The 18057-nt window shown below is 59.7% G+C and carries 18 protein-coding genes; 14 read left to right on the forward strand and 4 right to left on the reverse strand.

The genetic code is table 11. The annotated features are described in order from the left end of the window. Window positions 1–222: 222 nt before the first annotated feature. Both A462_RS10610 and sfsA read left to right on the forward strand, forming a co-directional pair. Entirely contained in the window at window positions 223–1395 is a 1173-nt protein-coding gene (locus A462_RS10610) for a pyridoxal phosphate-dependent aminotransferase (RefSeq protein ID WP_008436881.1), read from the forward strand. Next, window positions 1395–2108 carry a DNA/RNA nuclease SfsA gene (gene sfsA, locus A462_RS10605; protein ID WP_003212151.1) on the forward strand — a complete coding sequence of 238 codons (714 nt, stop codon included), beginning with the start codon at window positions 1395–1397 and terminating at the stop codon, window positions 2106–2108. Before A462_RS10610 ends, sfsA begins: the two co-directional genes overlap by 1 nt. On the opposite strand, the gene A462_RS10600 is transcribed toward sfsA, so the two are convergent. Further along, window positions 2105–2422, reverse strand: coding sequence for a Rieske (2Fe-2S) protein (locus A462_RS10600; protein WP_003212149.1), 318 nt, complete (start codon window positions 2420–2422; stop codon window positions 2105–2107). The genes sfsA and A462_RS10600 overlap by 4 nt on opposite strands. A 207-nt stretch (window positions 2423–2629) precedes the next feature. Here A462_RS10600 and A462_RS10595 point away from each other — a divergent pair, with 207 nt between their 5' ends. From A462_RS10595 to A462_RS10585, 3 genes are read left to right on the forward strand one after another with little or no spacing between them, the layout of a single operon-like run. Continuing rightward, window positions 2630–3508: a heme/hemin ABC transporter substrate-binding protein gene (locus A462_RS10595; protein WP_008436882.1), complete on the forward strand. Its 879-nt coding sequence runs from the start codon at window positions 2630–2632 to the stop codon at window positions 3506–3508. Beyond that, entirely contained in the window at window positions 3505–4542 is a 1038-nt protein-coding gene (locus A462_RS10590) for a FecCD family ABC transporter permease (RefSeq protein ID WP_003212144.1), read from the forward strand. The genes A462_RS10595 and A462_RS10590 overlap by 4 nt, the downstream gene beginning before the upstream one ends. After that, the gene (locus tag A462_RS10585) at window positions 4542–5309 is read left to right on the forward strand and encodes a heme ABC transporter ATP-binding protein (protein ID WP_008436883.1); all 768 of its coding nucleotides are present in this window, start codon (window positions 4542–4544) and stop codon (window positions 5307–5309) included. Before A462_RS10590 ends, A462_RS10585 begins: the two co-directional genes overlap by 1 nt. A gap of 249 nt (window positions 5310–5558) precedes the next feature. On the opposite strand, the gene A462_RS10580 is transcribed toward A462_RS10585, so the two are convergent. From A462_RS10580 to A462_RS10570, 3 genes are all read right to left on the reverse strand, one after another. After that, entirely contained in the window at window positions 5559–5831 is a 273-nt protein-coding gene (locus tag A462_RS10580; protein WP_003212140.1) for a TfoX/Sxy family protein, read from the reverse strand. A 200-nt stretch (window positions 5832–6031) separates the two neighbouring features. After that, window positions 6032–6376: a pentapeptide repeat-containing protein gene (locus A462_RS10575; protein ID WP_008436884.1), complete on the reverse strand. Its 345-nt coding sequence runs from the start codon at window positions 6374–6376 to the stop codon at window positions 6032–6034. A 94-nt stretch (window positions 6377–6470) separates the two neighbouring features. Next, window positions 6471–8027 (reverse strand): bifunctional aminoglycoside phosphotransferase/ATP-binding protein, encoded by a 1557-nt coding sequence (locus A462_RS10570; protein WP_008436885.1) that lies wholly within the window; start codon window positions 8025–8027, stop codon window positions 6471–6473. A 118-nt stretch (window positions 8028–8145) separates the two neighbouring features. Between A462_RS10570 and mrcB the strand changes: the two genes are divergently transcribed. The 9 genes from mrcB to msrQ all read left to right on the forward strand — a co-directional run bounded on the left by mrcB (window position 8146) and on the right by msrQ (window position 17972). Further along, a complete protein-coding gene (mrcB, locus tag A462_RS10565) occupies window positions 8146–10470 on the forward strand; it encodes a penicillin-binding protein 1B (RefSeq protein ID WP_008436886.1) in 2325 nt (774 codons plus the stop codon). Between the two features lie 16 nt (window positions 10471–10486). Further along, on the forward strand, window positions 10487–11227 hold the full coding sequence (locus A462_RS10560) for a tetratricopeptide repeat protein (RefSeq protein WP_008436887.1): 741 nt from the start codon (window positions 10487–10489) through the stop codon (window positions 11225–11227). Next, a complete protein-coding gene (locus A462_RS10555) occupies window positions 11227–11556 on the forward strand; it encodes a YqcC family protein (protein ID WP_003212129.1) in 330 nt (109 codons plus the stop codon). The genes A462_RS10560 and A462_RS10555 overlap by 1 nt, the downstream gene beginning before the upstream one ends. Window positions 11557–11987: 431 nt before the next feature. Continuing rightward, window positions 11988–13712 carry an acetolactate synthase 3 large subunit gene (locus A462_RS10550; RefSeq protein ID WP_008436892.1) on the forward strand — a complete coding sequence of 575 codons (1725 nt, stop codon included), beginning with the start codon at window positions 11988–11990 and terminating at the stop codon, window positions 13710–13712. Between the two features lie 2 nt (window positions 13713–13714). After that, complete coding sequence (gene ilvN, locus A462_RS10545) at window positions 13715–14206, forward strand: acetolactate synthase small subunit (RefSeq protein WP_003176102.1); 492 nt, start codon at window positions 13715–13717, stop codon at window positions 14204–14206. Window positions 14207–14256: 50 nt separating this feature from the next. Then, the gene (gene ilvC / locus A462_RS10540) at window positions 14257–15273 is read left to right on the forward strand and encodes a ketol-acid reductoisomerase (RefSeq protein ID WP_003212125.1); all 1017 of its coding nucleotides are present in this window, start codon (window positions 14257–14259) and stop codon (window positions 15271–15273) included. A 144-nt stretch (window positions 15274–15417) separates the two neighbouring features. Beyond that, entirely contained in the window at window positions 15418–16275 is an 858-nt protein-coding gene (gene pssA, locus A462_RS10535) for a CDP-diacylglycerol--serine O-phosphatidyltransferase (RefSeq protein WP_003212123.1), read from the forward strand. Between the two features lie 63 nt (window positions 16276–16338). Continuing rightward, a complete protein-coding gene (gene msrP / locus A462_RS10530) occupies window positions 16339–17352 on the forward strand; it encodes a protein-methionine-sulfoxide reductase catalytic subunit MsrP (protein ID WP_003212121.1) in 1014 nt (337 codons plus the stop codon). Continuing rightward, complete coding sequence (gene msrQ / locus A462_RS10525; RefSeq protein WP_008436897.1) at window positions 17352–17972, forward strand: protein-methionine-sulfoxide reductase heme-binding subunit MsrQ; 621 nt, start codon at window positions 17352–17354, stop codon at window positions 17970–17972. The genes msrP and msrQ overlap by 1 nt, the downstream gene beginning before the upstream one ends. Window positions 17973–18057: the final 85 nt, after the last annotated feature.

Consider the following 18057-nt stretch of genomic DNA (forward strand, 5'->3'; position numbering starts at 1 on the left):
GATTCGGGGTGCGCCACTCCCGGTTGTCGAGGCACCGTCTCCTGAGGCTTGCAAACCGCCGCAGGCCCCAGCAGGGCGGGCTTGTACGGTCTCGAATGTTGATTTTAGCTGTTTTGCAGGTAGTTGCTTGCCGTGCTTGCTACATGTCTTGGGGCAATAGAGCAGGTTTTGCGCGGCGGGTTGGGTAGAATCGGGGTTTGTCCTCAGAGTTAAGGAAGGCTAATGGCTCAGCCCTACAGTGCGCGCAGCCGCGCTATCGAACCTTTCCATGTCATGGCGTTGCTGGCGCGGGCCAATGAATTGCAGGCCGCCGGTCACGACGTGATTCACCTGGAAATCGGCGAGCCGGACTTCACCACCGCCGAGCCCATCATCAAGGCCGGGCAGGCGGCGCTGGCCAATGGCAAGACCCGCTATACCGCGGCCCGCGGGCTGCCGGAGCTGCGGCAAGCCATCAGCGGTTTCTACCAGCAGCGCTACGGGTTGAGCATCGATCCCGAGCGAATTCTGATTACCCCCGGCGGCTCGGGAGCCTTGTTGCTGGCGAGCAGCCTGCTGGTGGATCCCGGCAAGCACTGGCTGCTGGCAGACCCAGGCTACCCCTGCAACCGCCACTTCCTGCGGCTGGTGGAGGGCGCGGCCCAACTGGTCCCGGTGGGCCCCGAGGTACGTTATCAACTGACCGCCGACCTGGTGGCGCGCCATTGGGATCAGGACAGCGTGGGCGCGTTGGTCGCGTCGCCTGCCAACCCTACCGGTACCATCCTGACGCGGGACGAGTTGGCGGGGTTGTCGAGCGCCATCAAGGCGCGCAATGGGCATTTGGTGGTGGATGAGATCTACCACGGCCTGACCTATGGCACCGATGCCGCCAGCGTGCTGGAAGTCGACGATGAAGCCTTCGTTCTAAATAGTTTTTCGAAGTATTTCGGAATGACCGGCTGGCGCCTGGGCTGGCTGGTGGCGCCGCCTGCTGCGGTGGGTGAGCTGGAGAAACTGGCGCAGAATCTCTACATCAGCGCGCCGAGCATGGCCCAGCATGCGGCCCTGGCCTGCTTCACCCCGCAAACATTGAACATTCTTGAAGATCGCCGGGCCGAGTTTGGCCGGCGTCGCGACTTCCTGCTGCCAGCGTTGCGCGAGTTGGGTTTCGGTATTGCCGTGGAGCCGGAAGGCGCGTTCTACCTGTATGCCGATATCAGCGCATTCGGCGGCGATGCCTTCGCGTTCTGCCGGCACTTCCTCGAAACCGAGCACGTTGCGTTCACGCCGGGCCTGGATTTCGGCCGTTATCAAGCCGGTCACCATGTGCGTTTTGCCTACACGCAAAACCTTGATCGCCTACAGCAAGCCGTTGAACGGATTGCCCGCGGCCTGCGGAGTTGGCAAGGCTGATGCGCTTTAATCCTCCCCTTGAAGAAGGCCGGCTGATCCGCCGCTACAAGCGTTTTCTCGCCGATATCGAAACCGTTACCGGCGAGTTGTTGACCATTCACTGCCCGAACACCGGCTCGATGTTCAACTGCATGGTGGAAGGTGGCCAGGTCTGGTTCAGCCGCTCCAATGACCCCAAGCGCAAGCTGCCAGGCACCTGGGAAATCAGCGAAACCCCACAAGGGCGCCTGGCGTGTGTGAACACGGCGCGGGCCAATCAGTTGGTTGAAGAAGCGCTGCGCGCGGGGGTTATCACCGAGCTCAATGGCTTTACTGCCTTGAAACGCGAAGTCGCCTACGGCCAGGAAAACAGCCGGATCGATTTCCGCCTGGACTACCCGGCGGGCGCGGCATATGTCGAAGTCAAAAGCGTCACCCTCGGGTTTGACGGGACCTCGACGGCGGCGTTTCCCGATGCCGTGACCCAGCGCGGTGCCAAGCATCTGCGTGAGCTGGCGCATCTGGCGCGTGAGGGTGTACGGGCAGTGCAGTTGTACTGCGTCAACCTCTCGGGGATCGATGCGGTGCGTCCTGCCGAAGAAATTGATGCCGGTTATGCGGCAGCGTTGCGTGAGGCCAAGGCGGCGGGCGTCGAGGTGCTGGCCTATGGCGTGCGAGTGACGTCAGAGGAAATCTGCGTCGATCGCCGGCTGGAAGTATTGCTCGGCGACTAGAGTTGTACCCACAGGCCTTGTTCGTCCTCGCGGCCGGGCAGGGCTGTCAGGCTCTGGCCGGCGCAAGGGCCGGCGACGCACTCACCGCTTTCGATCAGGAACAGCGCGCCATGGGTGGCGCACTGGATCAGGCTGGCGCTGGGGTCGAGAAACTGGTGCGGCTGCCATTCAAGCGGCACCCCGCGATGTGGGCAGCGGTTGATATAGAAGTAGGCAATGCCTTCGCGGCGCACGGCAAACAGCTTGCGGCCGTCGATATCGAAACCGAGGCTGGCGTTGGGTGCGAGTTCGCTGGAGGCGCAGAGAAACTTCATATCGATCCTTAAGTGCCGCCGTTTGCGGGCTGCAAGGCTATCCTGGTTTTTGCCGCAGAGCCCGGTGCTTGACGTGCAAATGCAAACAATTATCAAATGCCGGCTTCGCCCGTAAGCTGACTGGGCGCTCTGTACGATGTCGGGCAGCCTTGATCTGTCACATTGCGAGTGTTTCAGCGGGCTCACCCCTTGGAAGGAAACCCTTTTATGCGCCTGAGTGCCAGTGCTATCGCGCTCGTTGTCGGACTGCTGGTCAACGCTGGGGCCCAGGCCTCTGAACTGCCACAACGCTGGGTCAGCGCCGGTGGTGCGTTGTCGGAATGGGTGACGGCCCTGGGCGGTGAGTCAAAGCTGGTGGGCGTGGATACCACCAGCCAGCATCCGGAATCCCTCAAGGCGTTGCCGAGCATTGGTTACCAGCGTCAGTTGTCGGCGGAAGGCATTCTGAGCCTGCGCCCGCAAATCCTGGTGGGCACCGAGGAAATGGGGCCGCCACCGGTGTTGGCGCAAATCCGCAATGCCGGTGTGAAAGTGGAGCTGTTTTCAGCCGAGCCGGATCTGCCGACGCTGCAGGGCAACCTTCAGCATTTGGGCAAGCTGCTGGGTAACGAAGCGAAGGCTGCAGAACTGTTCAGTGACTATCAGCAACAACTTGACCACCAAAAGAACTGGGTGGCCAAGGCCCAGGCCACTCAAAAGGCGCCTGGAGTGCTGTTGCTGCTGGGACATGCCGGCGGCAAACCGCTGATTGCGGGCAAAGACACGGCGGCTGACTGGATGTTGCAGCAGGCCGGCGGCCATAACCTGGCGACCCACGATGGTTACAAGCCGTTTTCTGTCGAGTCGCTGGCGGGGCTCAATCCTGAGGTGCTGGTGTTTGCCGATCGCGCTTTGACCGGGGATGCGGCCCGCGCCGCGTTGTTCAAGGAAAACCCGATCCTGGCTTCGACGCCAGCGGCCAAGAATGGACGCGTCTATGAACTGGACCCGACGCTGCTGGTGGGTGGGCTTGGGCCACGCTTGCCGCAAAGCCTGGTGAAGCTGTCTGCCGGGTTCTATCCGTCTCAGGCTAATACCGCCCCATGACCACTCTGGTTAAACCGCGAACCCTGTTTATCGGCTTGAGTCTGCTGTGTGTATTGGCGATCTGGTTGTCATTGGCCCTGGGGCCGGTGAGTCTGCCGTTAATGGACACACTGCGGGCAGCCTTACGCTTGATGGGTGTGCCAATCGAGGCCCAAGGCCTGGAGCAGGCGGAGCTGATCCTCGGGCAGATTCGCCTGCCGCGTACGTTGCTGGGATTGGCCGTCGGTGGGGTTCTGGCGCTTTCCGGCGTTGCAATGCAGGGGCTGTTTCGCAACCCCTTGGCTGATCCCGGGTTGGTCGGGGTTTCCAGCGGTGCGGCGTTGGGCGCGGCGATTGCGATTGTCGGTGGTTCGTTTTTTGGCGGTTTGCCGGATGCACTCGGGCCTTATCTGCTGTCGTTGTGTGCCTTCCTCGGCGGTTTGGGGGTAACAGCGCTGGTCTATCGCCTGGGGCGGCGCAACGGCCAAACCAACGTCGCGACCATGTTGCTGGCGGGTATCGCCCTGACGGCGCTCGCCAGTTCGGCGGTGGGCCTGTTCACCTACCTGGCAGATGACGCTACCTTGCGCACCCTGACGTTCTGGAACCTGGGCAGCCTGAATGGCGCCAGCTACTCGCGCTTATGGCCGCTGCTGCTGGTCAGCGCCGGCGTAGCACTGTGGCTGCCGCGCCGGGCCAAGGCGCTGAATGCACTCCTGCTGGGTGAGTCGGAAGCCAGTCACTTGGGCATTGATGTTGAAGGCCTCAAGCGCGAACTGGTGTTCTGCACCGCGCTGGGCGTGGGCGCGGCCGTGGCGGCTGCGGGGATGATCGGCTTTGTCGGGCTGGTGGTGCCGCATCTGGTACGCCTGCTGGCGGGGCCGGATCATCGGGTGCTGCTGCCAGCCTCGGTGCTGGCGGGGGCGAGTTTGCTGTTGTTTGCCGATCTGGTGGCGCGCCTGGCCTTGGCGCCGGCGGAATTACCGATCGGCATTGTTACCGCGTTTATCGGTGCGCCGTTTTTCCTCTACCTGTTGTTACGAGGGCGCGCCTGATGCTGCGAGTAGAAGACCTGCAGATCTGCCGTGGGCGCAAAACTGTGCTGGCGGACATCACCCTGGACCTGTTGCCAGGAGAAGTGCTCGGCGTATTGGGCCCCAACGGTGCGGGAAAAAGTACATTGCTCGGTGCGTTATGCGGCGAGTTGCAGCCCGACCAAGGCCTTGTGTGGCTGGATCAGCGTGAGTTGAAAGACTGGGGCGGAGCGCAGCGTGCCCAGCGGCTGGCGGTGTTGCCGCAGACCTCGACCCTGGACTTTGCCTTTCGCGTCGAAGAGGTGGTGGGCATGGGGCGCTTGCCTCATCAGACGGGCCGGGTGCGTGACGATGAAATCATCAATGCTGCCTTGCAGGCTGCCGACGTCGGCCACTTGAGCGGGCGCAGCTATCTGGCGTTGTCGGGCGGCGAGCGGCAGCGTGTGCACCTCGCACGGGTGCTGGCGCAGCTATGGCCGGGTGAAGCGGGGCAGACCTTGTTGCTGGATGAGCCGACATCAATGCTTGACCCGCTGCACCAGCACACCACCTTGCAGGCGATCCGGCGCTTTGCCGACCGTGGCGCGGCGGTGCTGGTGATCCTTCACGACCTGAACCTGGCGGCGCGCTACTGTGATCGCATCCTGTTACTGGAGGATGGCCGGCCCCATGCGTTGGACACACCGGCACAGGTGTTGCGGCCTGAGCCGCTGAGGGCGGTATTCGGGCTGGATGTGTTGGTGCAGCCGCATCCGGAGCTCGGCCATCCGTTGATCATTGCCCGCTGAAAATCGCCGCAGTTTTTTATGGGCAAAAAAAGACCCGGCAAGAGCCGGGTCAAATAACCGTGATTAGCCTGATGAGGAGATAATCTGAGAGTCCGAACCAATGGTCTTTCAGTTATCGGCTGATCTCGCGACCAGTTGTGATAATCATAACGATTCTCATTTGAGAGTCAACATTTGTTTTTGCGGCCTCTTCGAATTTCCTCAAACTTCTGCTTGGAATCCCCGTAAACGCGGGTGCAAGTTGGCGTCTCAATTCTTTTGGCGTGCGGTCAGAGCGTCCAATTGACGATTTAAAGCTTCCTTGCGTTCAACGGGAATGTCATTCCAGTGCACATCCATCAGCGCGCCTTCAATGGCATACAACAACACTTTGGATGCCCTGAAACCGCGGGTGCGTACGGCACGGTACGCGTCGACTGCCCCCAGGCGGCGTAGGTCGGACGCACTGTGGATGCCCACCGCATGCAGCCATTGCGCCGACGTCTTGCCAAGGTTTTTCAGGTGTTGCAGCTCATCATTCATCAAGCCTCCTTGCGACGGCCGAATGGTTCGGTGGGTATCGTGACCAGGCAAGCCTGAAAGGAGTGTAGCGCTCAGTAGGAAAAGCGTAGTTCTTTGGTCGGCAACGACCTAAAAGCTTCTAAGGCAGGCGGGGGTTTTAGCGTAGGAAAGGGTGAAGCCCCCGGTACGCCCTGTGCGTAGCCGGGAGCCGATGTAGCGGTTTAGCGAGTGCGGTAGCGCAGGCGTGTGCCGAAATTGACGGACATCAGGATCTCATCGGCGCTTAACTCAGGGGGGAAATAAGTGCCGGAGATCTGGGCATGCGCCAGGCTCGCGCCTTCCAGGGGGCAGTCGCGCAAATCCAGGCCGCGCAAGTCGGCGGAGCGGAAATAAGCGTCGGTGAAATCCACGCCCTCGGCATTCAGGTCGCGCAGGTCCAGGCCGCGAAAGTCGCCACCGCGCATATCGATGGTGCCGTCTTTCGGACGCTCCTGGTTGAAGCCGCGGATATCATCTTTATGCAGAAGCGCGTACAGCGGGGTATCAAGTAGCTTCGGCTGGCTCACAATGGCGACTCCCGTGTTGGAATTATGGCGCCATTATAGTGCCACTATTTCTCGGCCGTGAGCCCCGGAAGGCTGCACGACCAAGAAATATTTCTTACAGCCCCGGCAGGCGCTGGCGAATATGTGCCACCAATGCGTCCAGGGTCCCGCTTTCATTGGTCTCCACGCGCTTGCTGAGCAGCAACTCCTCGGCGCTGAGCGGGTCACGGGTGGCCTGCTGTTCTTCGATGATGGCCAGGGTGGCGTCGGAAGGGTCGTTCTTGTCCGCCTGACGTTGTGCCAGCCAAGCGGCGATTACCGCCTGTGGCGCATTGCAGTCAAGGATCAGGAATGGCGCGCCGGTGGCCTCGGCGATCTTGGCCGCCGCGTCGCGTTGTTCTCGCTTGAGGAAGGTCGCGTCCAATACCACCGGGAAACCGGCGCGCAGTACGGTGTCGGCGATTTCGTTCAGGCGCGCGTAAGTCGCGGCGCTGGCGTCTGCGGCGTAGATCCCGGCCTGCGGCGTGTTCTCGACCTTCTGCTCGCCGAACAGGCGCTTGCGCTCTACGTCCGAACGCAGGCGAATCGCCCCCAATGCTTCTACGAGGCGCATGGATACATGGCTTTTGCCAACGGCCGATACCCCATGGGTGATGGCCACGAAGCGCGACGGGATGGTGCTGTAGCTTTCTGCCAGGTTGGCGTAGTTGCGGTACTGGCGCAGGGTGGTAGCGCGCTGCACCGCGTCCGCCTCGGAAGGCATGCTGAACAGCGCGATCTTCGCGCGTACCAGAGCGCGGTAGGCTTTATAGAAGTTCAGTACTTCCAGGCCTTGATAGTCGCCGGTCAGCTCCAGGTATTGGCTGATGAAGCGTCGTGCCAGGCTCTTGAGGCCGCGGTCTTCCAGGTCCATCGCCAAAAAGCCGGTGTCGGCATACACGTCGGTGAAGCGGAACGGCTCGTTAAACTCGATGCAGTCGAAGATCACCACGTGGCCATCAATCATCGTGGCGTTGCCCAGGTGGATATCACCGTGGCATTCACGGGTGAAGCCATTGAGCTTGCGTTGTTCGAACAGTGGCTTGAGGCGCTCGAAGCTGCTTTCGGCCCAGGCCTGCAAGGCGTCCAGTTGTGCCAGGTCGGCCTTGTCGCTGAGGAACGGACGGATCTGCTCGAAGTTCTGCAGCACCGGTGCCATGACATCGTGCGGCGTGCCAGCAGAGTTAGTGGCCGGCACTTTCGGGGCATTCAGGTGAAAATGCGCGATCTGCCTGGCCATTTCGTCGATGTGCGCGCTGGTCAGTTCGCCGTTGGCCTGCAGAGTGCTGAGCAGTTGGCTTTGCGGGAACTGGCGCATTTTCAGCATGTAGTCGACCACCGGACCGTCGCCGCCCAACTGCGGTGCCTCGGCGCTGCCGGTGATCGGCAACACTTCAAGATACAAATCATCGGTCAGGCGCTGGTTGAGGCGCAGCTCTTCATTGCAGAAGTGTCCGCGGGCTTGCAGGGTGGTGAAATCGAGGAAACCGAAATTCACCGGCTTCTTCATCTTGTAAGCATAGGGCCCAGTGAGCAGGACCCAGGAAATATGGGTCTCGATGACTTGGAACTGATCCACCGGATGGGGAAACAGGGCCGGGTTTTGCAGGGCAGCAATCAGGGACTGGCTCACGGGCGATCCTTCAGAGTCTGGGAAAATTCATGGCGGGCATTATGGCTCCTACAGGCGGTCGTGCAAACCGCTGTCCGGCTCATGTTGGTCATCAATAAAGTGCGTATAATCCGCCGCCATGACTCGTACCCGATCTCCCCGTTCCCGTAAAAAACCTCCTTCCCGCGGCCTGCGCCCTTGGCTGGGCTGGGCGCTTAAGCTCAGCCTGGTAGGGCTTGTCGTGATCGCCGGCTTCGCGGTTTACCTCGATGCCGTGGTCCAGGAGAAGTTCTCCGGCAAGCGCTGGACCATTCCGGCCAAGGTCTACGCGCGCCCGCTGGAACTGTTCAGCGGCCAGAAGCTGAGCAAGGATGACTTCCTCACCGAGCTCGATGCCCTGGGCTATCGCCGCGAACCCGTGAGCAATGGCCCCGGCGCCGCTGCCGTCAGCGGCAACACGGTTGACTTGAACACCCGCGGCTTCCAGTTCTATGAAGGCCTGGAAAAACCCCAGCCGGTGCGCGTGCGTTTCTCTGGCGACTACGTAGCCGAACTGTCCTCGCTCAACGGCTCGAAGTTGCCGGTGGTGCGCCTGGAACCCTTAATGATCGGTGGGATTTATCCGAAAAACCTGGAAGACCGCATCCTGATCAAGATCGATCAGGTGCCGCCTTACCTGCTGGATACTCTGATCGCCGTCGAAGACCGGGATTTCTACAGCCACTGGGGCGTATCACCGAAGTCCATCGCGCGCGCCATCTGGGTCAACACCTCGGGCGGCAAGATGACCCAGGGCGGCAGTACGCTGACACAGCAATTGGTCAAGAACTTCTACCTGACCAACGAGCGCAGCCTGACCCGCAAGCTGACCGAAGCCATGATGGCGATGCTGCTGGAGCTGCACTACAGCAAGCAGGAAATTCTTGAGGCGTACCTCAATGAAGTATTCGTTGGCCAGGACGGTCAGCGTGCCGTCCACGGTTTTGGTCTGGCCAGCCAGTTCTTCTTCGGCCAGCCGTTGTCCGAGCTGAAGTTGCACCAGGTGGCGCTGCTGGTGGGCATGGTCAAGGGGCCGTCCTACTACAACCCGCGTCGCAACCCGGAGCGGGCGCTGGAGCGCCGTAACCTGGTGCTGGATGTACTTGAGCAGCAAGGTGTCGCCACCCCTGAACAAGTGGCCGCCGCGAAGAAAATGCCACTGGGTGTAACCACCCGCGGCAAGCTCGCCGACAGCTCCTTCCCGGGCTTTATCGACCTGGTCAAACGCCAACTGCGTGAAGACTACCGCGACGAAGACTTGACCGAAGAAGGCCTGCGGATCTTCACCAGTTTCGACCCGATCCTGCAGATGAAGGCCGAAGCGTCGGTCAATGACACCTTCAAACGCCTGACAGGTCGTAAAGGCTCTGACGACGTCGAGGCTGCGATGGTGGTGACCAACCCGGAAACCGGCGAAGTCCAGGCCATGATCGGCAGTCGCCAGGCCAGCTTTGCCGGGTTCAACCGGGCGCTGGACGCGGTGCGGCCGATTGGCTCGCTGGTCAAGCCGGCGGTGTACCTGACCGCGCTGGAAAAACCGAGCAAGTACACGCTGACCAGTTGGCTGTCCGATGACCCGCTGTCGGTCAAAGGGGCTGATGGCCAGATGTGGACGCCGCATAACTTTGATCGTCGCTCCCACGGTACGATTTTCCTGTACCAGGGCTTGGCGCATTCCTACAACATCTCGACTTCCCGCCTCGGCCTTGAACTGGGCGTGCCGAACGTGCTCAAGACGCTCGGCCGGTTGGGCATCACTCGTGAGTTCCCGGCGTTCCCATCGATGCTGTTGGGTGCGGGTGCGATGAGCCCGATGGAAGTGGCGACCATGTACCAGACCCTGGCCAACGGTGGCTTCAATACGCCGATGCGTGGGATCCGGAGCGTGTTGACGGCCGAAGGCGAACCGCTCAAGCGCTATCCGTTCCAGATTCAGCAACGCTTTGACCCGGCCTCGATCTACCTGATCCAGAACGCCATGCAGCGCGTGATGCGCGAAGGTACCGGGCGCTCGGCCTACAACGTGCTGCCGGCCAACCTGACACTGGCTGGCAAGAGCGGTACCAGTAACGATTCGCGGGACAGCTGGTTCGCAGGGTTCAGCCAGGACCTGCTGGCAGTGGTTTGGCTGGGGCGTGATGACAACGGCAAGACGCCGTTTACCGGTGCCACCGGCGCGTTGCAGGTATGGACCAGTTTCATGAAAAAGGCCGATCCACTGCCGCTGAACATGCCGCAGCCGGACAATATCGTCCAGGCCTGGATCGATCCGCACACCGGCCAGGGTTCCGATGCCAACTGTCCGGGCGCGGTGCAGATGCCGTATATTCGCGGCAGCGAGCCACCACCCGGTGTAGCGTGCGGAGCCAGTGCGCCCGCCAGTGCTGAATCGGTGATGGATTGGGTCAAGGGCTGGATGAATTAAGCAAAGAGGGTTTCACGTGAACAAGTTGTTGATTCCAGCTATTACAGTTTTGGCATTGCTCGGTGGTTGCGCCAGCGTGGAGCGGGGCTCTATTCCGGTGGTGGACTCCAGTACAACGGTGTCCAACAACGACCGGATCTCGGCCAACGGCGGCTTCCGTCAAACCGTTACCAACCGTCCTGCCCAGGCCCGGCCCCAGGCGCAAGCCGTGCCTCAGGACTCTGGTGTAGTGGTGATGATCCCGGGTGGCGGCGCTGCCACCTCGGCTCCGATCAGTACTCAGCCGTGGACCCCAGGTCCAAGTACATCGGGCCCGATCGACGCCACGCCGATTCAAACGGCACCGATCAACCAGGGCACCTACAACATGCCGTCGACGCCGAGTGGAATTCCTTCCGCCAGCAGTGCCGGCGGCCTGTCAGCCGATGAGCAGTTGGATGGCCCGGTGCTGGCGTTGCTCACCACTGCCCAACAGCAGCAGTCGGGCGGCGATCTGAACGGCGCATCGTCGAGCCTCGAGCGCGCCCAGCGCGTGGCACCGCGTGAACCGCAAGTGCTATACCGCCTGGCTCAGGTTCGCATGGCCCAGGGCGATGCCCCGCAAGCAGAACAATTTGCCCGTCGCGGCCTGACCCTGGCCAATGGCCGTCCAGACCTGCAGGCCAGCCTGTGGAGCTTGATCGGTGATGCCCGCGAGAAGCAAGGCGATGCTGCCGGCGCCGCTCAGGCTCGGCAAAAAGCCAAGGTAAGCCTCTGATGGATGCACGCTTTCCGGCGATTGCCGAACAGTTGTTGTTGATCGAGCGCGAACTGCGCTTGCAGGGCTGGTGGGACGAAGTGTCCCCCAGTGCTGAAGCCTTGAGCAGTGTTGAGCCGTTTTCCGTCGACACACTGGACTTTCACCAGTGGCTGCAATGGATTTTCCTGACACGGATGAAGCAAATCCTCGAACAGGACCTGCCATTGCCCAATGCGTCTGGAATTCTGGAGATGGCCGAGATGGTTTACGCCGATCGGCCACTTGAGAGCCTTGGCCTGCGGACTGCGCTGAAAAAGTTCGATCAACTGATCGTCGACGCTCGTTAATTGCCTGGCTGCCGGTTTTTCCGGCAGTCTTGCGCATATTTCTACCGCTTTGCGCCATTCAGGCGAGTTTTATCCCTCCTCAAGCCCCTTTCTTCTACGTTCTCATGCGCTTAGTTGGAAAAAAGCGCAATTATTGCTTGACTTGGAGGGGCTGAAACAGAAGAATCCAAAGTCCGCTGTAGAGGGACTGCCAGAAGCAGACCCACTCAGCAGATCATGAGGCGCATACCCGCGCCGACCTGTTACACCCGCAACGCGTTACCTCGCGCTGGGTGGGAAAATCCCGCAACACTTGGGACGCTCCCAATACTTGCTCAGTCAGTGCTGACGTAGTCGGCGACCACCGTCGCTCATGCTCTGCTGAGAAGTAAACCTATTAAGACCCGTCGGTTTTTAACGGACGGTATTCTGGCGTTTTAGAGGTGAACAACGTGGAGCTTTTATCTGGCGGTGAGATGCTCGTCCGCTTTTTGCGTGACGAAGGCGTCGACTATATCTACGGGTACCCAGGTGGTGCTCTGCTGCATGTCTACGACGCACTGTTCAAGGAACCGGCTGTTACCCACATCCTGGTTCGCCACGAACAAGCTGCTACCCATATGGCTGACGGTTACGCCCGTGCCACCGGTAAAGCCGGTGTGGTACTGGTGACTTCCGGCCCTGGCGCGACCAATGCCATTACCGGCATCGCGACGGCCTATATGGACTCCATCCCGATGGTGATCATTTCTGGCCAGGTGGCGAGCACCATGGTCGGTACCGATGCATTCCAGGAAACCGACATGATCGGTATTTCCCGGCCGATCGTGAAACACAGCTTCATGATCAAGCATGCCTCGGAAATCCCGGAAGTCATGAAGAAGGCGTTCTACCTCGCACAGTCCGGTCGCCCGGGTCCTGTAGTGGTCGATATCCCGAAAGACATGACCAACCCGGCGGAAAAATTCGAATACATCTTCCCTAAGAAAGCCAAGCTGCGCTCCTACAGCCCGGCCGTTCGCGGGCACTCGGGGCAAATCCGCAAGGCGGCAGAAATGCTGTTGGCGGCCAAGCGTCCAGTGCTCTACTCGGGTGGTGGGGTGATTCTGGGCGGCGGTTCTGCACCGCTGACCGAACTGGCCAAGCTGCTCAACCTGCCAGTCACCAACACCTTGATGGGCCTTGGCGCGTTCCCGGGTTCGGACCGTCAGTTCGTCGGCATGCTCGGCATGCACGGCAGCTACACCGCCAACCTGGCCATGCACCATGCTGACGTGATCCTCGCCGTCGGTGCGCGGTTCGATGACCGGGTGATCAATGGCGCGAGCAAATTCTGCCCGAATGCCAAGATCATCCACATCGATATCGACCCGGCATCCATCTCCAAGACCATCAAGGCCGACGTGCCTATCGTTGGTCCTGTGGAAAGTGTGCTGACCGAAATGGTCGCTGCGCTGAAGGAAATCGGCGAAGCCCCGAACAAGGATTCCGTTGCCAGCTGGTGGAAGCAGATCGACGAGTGGCGCGGTGATCGTGGCCTGTTCCCTTACGACAAGGGTGATGGCAGCGTCATCAAGCCACAGACCGTGATCGAAACCCTGTGCGAAGTGACCAAGGGCGATGCCTTTGTGACCTCCGACGTGGGCCAGCACCAGATGTTCGCGGCGCAGTACTACAAGTTCGACAAGCCTAACCGCTGGATCAACTCCGGTGGCCTGGGCACGATGGGCTTTGGTTTCCCTGCGGCCATGGGTGTGAAGCTGAGCTTTCCGGATACTGACGTTGCGTGCGTCACCGGCGAAGGCAGTATCCAGATGAACATCCAGGAACTGTCGACCTGCCTGCAATATGGCTTGCCGGTGAAGATCGTCTGCCTGAACAACGGTGTACTGGGCATGGTTCGCCAGTGGCAGGACATGAGCTACGGCAGCCGTCACTCCCATTCCTACATGGAGTCTCTGCCTGACTTCGTCAAATTGGTTGAAGCCTATGGCCATGTCGGCATGCGCATCACCGATCTGAAGGATTTGAAGCCGATGATGGAAGAGGCGTTCGCCATGAAGGACCGCCTGGTGTTCCTCGATATTCAGGTCGACACCAGCGAGCACGTCTACCCGATGCAGATCAAAGACGGCTCCATGCGCGATATGTGGCTGAACAAGACGGAGCGTACCTAATCATGCGGCACATTATCTCCCTGCTTCTGGAGAACGAACCGGGCGCTCTGTCACGTGTGGTCGGACTGTTTTCGCAACGCAACTACAACATCGAAAGCCTGACCGTGGCGCCGACCGAAGACCCGACCTTGTCGCGTCTGACGCTGACCACCGTTGGCCATGATGAGGTGATCGAGCAGATCACCAAGAACCTCAACAAGCTGATCGAAGTGGTCAAGCTGGTCGACTTGTCGGAGAGTGCCCACATCGAGCGTGAGCTGATGCTGGTCAAGGTCAAGGCTACGGGTGCACAACGGGCCGAGATCAAGCGCACTACCGACATTTATCGCGGGCAGATCGTCGATGTGAGCGCCAGCGTTTATACCGTTCAACTGACCGGTACAAGCGACAAGCTGGACAGCTTCATCCAGTCGATCGGGACGGCCTCGATTCTGGAAACTGTACGCAGTGGCGTCACCGGGATTGCTCGTGGCGACAAAGTACTCAGCATCTAACTCAAATTTAGCGAATGGCCTTAAACGGCCTGGATATATAGAGGAACCTCATGAAAGTTTATTACGATAAAGATTGTGACCTGTCGATCATCCAGGGCAAAAAAGTCGCCATCATCGGCTACGGTTCCCAGGGCCACGCCCAAGCGTGCAACCTGAAAGATTCCGGCGTTGACGTGACCGTTGGCCTGCGCAAAGGCTCGGCCACTGTTGCCAAGGCTGAAGCCCACGGCCTGAAAGTGACTGACGTTGCTTCTGCTGTTGCTGCTGCCGACCTGGTCATGATCCTGACCCCGGACGAGTTCCAGTCCGCGCTGTACAAGAACGAAATCGAGCCGAACATCAAGAAGGGCGCCACCCTGGCCTTCTCCCACGGCTTCGCGATCCACTACAACCAGGTTGTGCCGCGCGCCGACCTCGACGTGATCATGATCGCGCCGAAAGCACCGGGCCACACCGTGCGCTCCGAGTTCGTCAAAGGCGGCGGTATCCCTGACCTGATCGCGATCTACCAGGACGCCTCGGGCAACGCCAAGAACGTCGCACTGTCCTACGCTGCTGGCGTGGGTGGCGGTCGTACCGGCATCATCGAAACCACCTTCAAGGACGAGACTGAAACCGACCTGTTCGGCGAACAAGCCGTTCTGTGTGGCGGTACCGTTGAACTGGTCAAAGCCGGTTTCGAAACCCTGGTTGAAGCTGGCTACGCGCCAGAAATGGCCTACTTCGAATGCCTGCACGAACTGAAGCTGATCGTTGACCTCATGTACGAAGGCGGTATCGCCAACATGAACTACTCGATCTCCAACAACGCCGAATACGGCGAGTACGTGACTGGCCCGGAAGTGATCAACGCCGAGTCCCGTCAGGCCATGCGCAACGCCCTGAAACGTATTCAGGACGGCGAATACGCCAAAATGTTCATCAGCGAAGGTGCAACCGGCTACCCTTCGATGACCGCCAAGCGTCGTAACAACGCCGCTCACGGTATCGAGATCATCGGCGAGCAACTGCGCTCCATGATGCCGTGGATCGGTGCCAACAAGATCGTCGACAAAGCCAAAAACTAAGTCGTACGGATCAAGGGAAAACGCGGCTTAGGCCGCGTTTTTTCGTTTGCGGGGCAGGTTCTGGTATAAAGTTGCATCGTTTGCGGGCGAACACTCGCCGCAAGTTTCTGTCGAAATTTTTCACACCGTTGCAAGGTAAAGTCCATGAGCGAACGTCCCGAAGAGCCAAACCAGGCCTCTGACGCCGAAAGCCTGCTACCGATCGATGAACATGTCGAAGAAGGGCACGATGCTGAAGGCCGTAAAGTCCGGCATCGTGGCATCTATCTTCTGCCCAATCTGTTCACCACTGCGAACCTGTTCGCGGGGTTCTACTCCATCATCAATTCCATGAGTGCCCAGAGTGCGTTGGCGGCCGGCGATGCGGCCGGGGCCAGCAAGTACTTTGGTTTTGCTGCGATTGCGATCTTCGTCGCCATGGTCCTTGATGGCCTGGATGGCCGGGTTGCGCGTATGACCAACACCCAGAGTGCCTTCGGCGCTGAGTATGACTCGCTGTCGGACATGGTTGCCTTTGGTGTGGCGCCGGCGCTGCTCGCATTTGCCTGGGCGCTGGGTGATATGGGCAAGGTTGGCTGGATGGTTGCCTTCATCTATGTGGCGGGCGCGGCATTGCGTCTGGCGCGCTTTAATACCCAGGTGGGGACTGCCGACAAGCGCTACTTCATTGGCCTGGCCAGTCCGGCTGCGGCGGGTGTGGTAGCCGGTATTGTCTGGGCATTCAGCGACTACGGTATCCAGGGTTCCAAGATGTCGTTCCTGGTGGCCTTGATGGTTGCGGCAGCCGGCATGCTGATGGTCAGCAATATCAAGTACAACAGCTTCAAGGAGCTGGATCTCAAAGGGCGTGTGCCGTTTGTGGCTATCCTGGCAGTGGTGCTGGTGTTTGCCGTGGTCTTCAGTGATCCGCCGCGAATCCTGCTGCTGGCTTTCCTTGTGTATGCCGCGTCCGGCCCGGTGCAGTACCTTCTGCATCTTCGTCAGCGCAAAACGTTGCCTTAATGTAATTTCCCCCATACTCCGCAGTCTATTGGTGCATCTGTCCTCCAAAGCTGCGGAGTTGCCATGTTAATCAAGTTTCCCAAAGCGTCTGATTGCCAAGAATCGGATGTCACGCCTGAATCCCTCTATTTCTCTCGCCGCAGCTTGCTCGGTGGTGCGCTTGCCGGCCTGGCTGCCAGCAGCCTGCCGCGTTGGGCCAGTGCGGATGATGCGGCACGTTATGCCGATGTCGAGCCGGGCAATGCACCTGGCTGGTTTGCCGAAAAGCTCCCGGGTACCAAATGGCAGGCGATTACCGTCAAGGACGAGGCCATCACCCCTTTCAAGGACGCAACCCACTACAACAACTTCTATGAGTTCGGTACGGATAAGGGCGACCCTGCAGCCAATGCCGGGTCTCTGAAGACTGAGCCGTGGAGTGTGGTGATAGATGGTGAGGTCGCCAAACCTGGGCGCTATGCGCTTGAAGACTTCATGAAGCCCTATCAGTTGGAAGAGCGAATCTATCGACTGCGCTGTGTAGAGGCCTGGTCGATGGTCATTCCGTGGATAGGGTTCCCTATATCGGAACTGCTCAAGCACGTCGAGCCGACCTCGAACGCCAAGTACATCCGTTTTGAAACCCTGCAGGATCCCAAGAGCATGCCGGGGCAGCGGTCCAACTTCGCCTTGATCGACTGGCCTTATGTAGAAGGGCTGCGATTGGATGAGGCGATGAATCCCCTGGCGATCCTTGCGGTGGGCATGTATGGGCGGGAGCTGCCGAACCAGAACGGCGCGCCGTTGCGGTTGGTGGTGCCGTGGAAGTACGGATTCAAGAGCGTCAAGTCGATCGTGCGCATCAGCCTGGTCAGCGAGCAGCCGAAAACCACCTGGCAAAGTATTGCCGCGAGTGAGTATGGGTTTTACGCAAATGTGAATCCTACCGTCGACCATCCGCGTTGGACCCAGGCGCGGGAGCGGCGGTTGCCCAGCGGGCTGTTCAGTCCCAATGTGCGTGAGACACAAATGTTCAACGGCTACGCCGATGAAGTCGCTTCTCTTTATACGGGCCTCGATCTGCGGAAGAACTATTGATGCGCTATCCGATCTGGCGCATCGGCGTCTTTATAGCAGCGGCGGTGTGGCCGCTGTTTTGGCTGTACGAGGCCTGGAGCTTTGCGCTGGGACCTGACCCGGGCAAGGTGCTGATGGATCGGCTCGGGCTTGGCACCTTGATTCTGTTGTCAATAACCCTGGGTATGACACCGTTGCAGAAGCTCAGTGGTTGGGCGGGGTGGATCGCCGTGCGACGGCAACTGGGATTGTGGTGCTTTGCCTATGTGGTTTTGCATCTCGCTGCTTACTGCGTGTTTATCCTTGGGTTGGATTGGTCGCAGTTGGGGGTTGAGCTACGGAAGCGGCCTTACATTATTGTGGGTACCTTGGGATTCCTTTCTCTATTGGTGCTGGCAGTCACCTCCAACCGATACAGCCAGCGTCGCCTTGGTGTGCGCTGGAAGAAACTGCATCGTTTGGTTTACGTGATTCTCGGGCTTGGTTTGCTGCATATGCTGTGGATCGTGCGGGCAGATCTCAAGGAGTGGGCTATCTATGCATCTATAGGGGCGCTGCTTCTGGTCCTGCGTATACCGCCGGTGATGCGCCGAATTCCCCGTCTTATTGCTAAAAAACCATCATCTGCAACAAAAGCGTAATTAACCCTTGACGGCAGATTCTGGAAGTCTATAATTCGCCCCACTTCCGGCGCAGTCGAAACGGAAAACTCCTTGGTAAACAATG

The organism is Pseudomonas sp. Ag1, from assembly GCF_000278565.1.
Taxonomy (GTDB): Bacteria; Pseudomonadota; Gammaproteobacteria; order Pseudomonadales; family Pseudomonadaceae; genus Aquipseudomonas.

Excerpts from the sequence above, each read along its gene's own strand:
- A462_RS10610 (WP_008436881.1), top strand. The coding sequence starts at position 223 with ATGGCTCAGCCCTACAGTGCGCGCAGCCGCGCTATCGAACCTTTCCAT.
- sfsA (WP_003212151.1), top strand. The coding sequence starts at position 1,395 with ATGCGCTTTAATCCTCCCCTTGAAGAAGGCCGGCTGATCCGCCGCTAC.
- A462_RS10600 (WP_003212149.1), bottom strand. The coding sequence starts at position 2,422 with ATGAAGTTTCTCTGCGCCTCCAGCGAACTCGCACCCAACGCCAGCCTC.
- A462_RS10595 (WP_008436882.1), top strand. The coding sequence starts at position 2,630 with ATGCGCCTGAGTGCCAGTGCTATCGCGCTCGTTGTCGGACTGCTGGTC.
- A462_RS10590 (WP_003212144.1), top strand. The coding sequence starts at position 3,505 with ATGACCACTCTGGTTAAACCGCGAACCCTGTTTATCGGCTTGAGTCTG.
- A462_RS10585 (WP_008436883.1), top strand. The coding sequence starts at position 4,542 with ATGCTGCGAGTAGAAGACCTGCAGATCTGCCGTGGGCGCAAAACTGTG.
- A462_RS10580 (WP_003212140.1), bottom strand. The coding sequence starts at position 5,831 with ATGAATGATGAGCTGCAACACCTGAAAAACCTTGGCAAGACGTCGGCG.
- mrcB (WP_008436886.1), top strand. The coding sequence starts at position 8,146 with ATGACTCGTACCCGATCTCCCCGTTCCCGTAAAAAACCTCCTTCCCGC.
- A462_RS10555 (WP_003212129.1), top strand. The coding sequence starts at position 11,227 with ATGGATGCACGCTTTCCGGCGATTGCCGAACAGTTGTTGTTGATCGAG.
- ilvN (WP_003176102.1), top strand. The coding sequence starts at position 13,715 with ATGCGGCACATTATCTCCCTGCTTCTGGAGAACGAACCGGGCGCTCTG.
- ilvC (WP_003212125.1), top strand. The coding sequence starts at position 14,257 with ATGAAAGTTTATTACGATAAAGATTGTGACCTGTCGATCATCCAGGGC.
- pssA (WP_003212123.1), top strand. The coding sequence starts at position 15,418 with ATGAGCGAACGTCCCGAAGAGCCAAACCAGGCCTCTGACGCCGAAAGC.
- msrP (WP_003212121.1), top strand. The coding sequence starts at position 16,339 with ATGTTAATCAAGTTTCCCAAAGCGTCTGATTGCCAAGAATCGGATGTC.
- msrQ (WP_008436897.1), top strand. The coding sequence starts at position 17,352 with ATGCGCTATCCGATCTGGCGCATCGGCGTCTTTATAGCAGCGGCGGTG.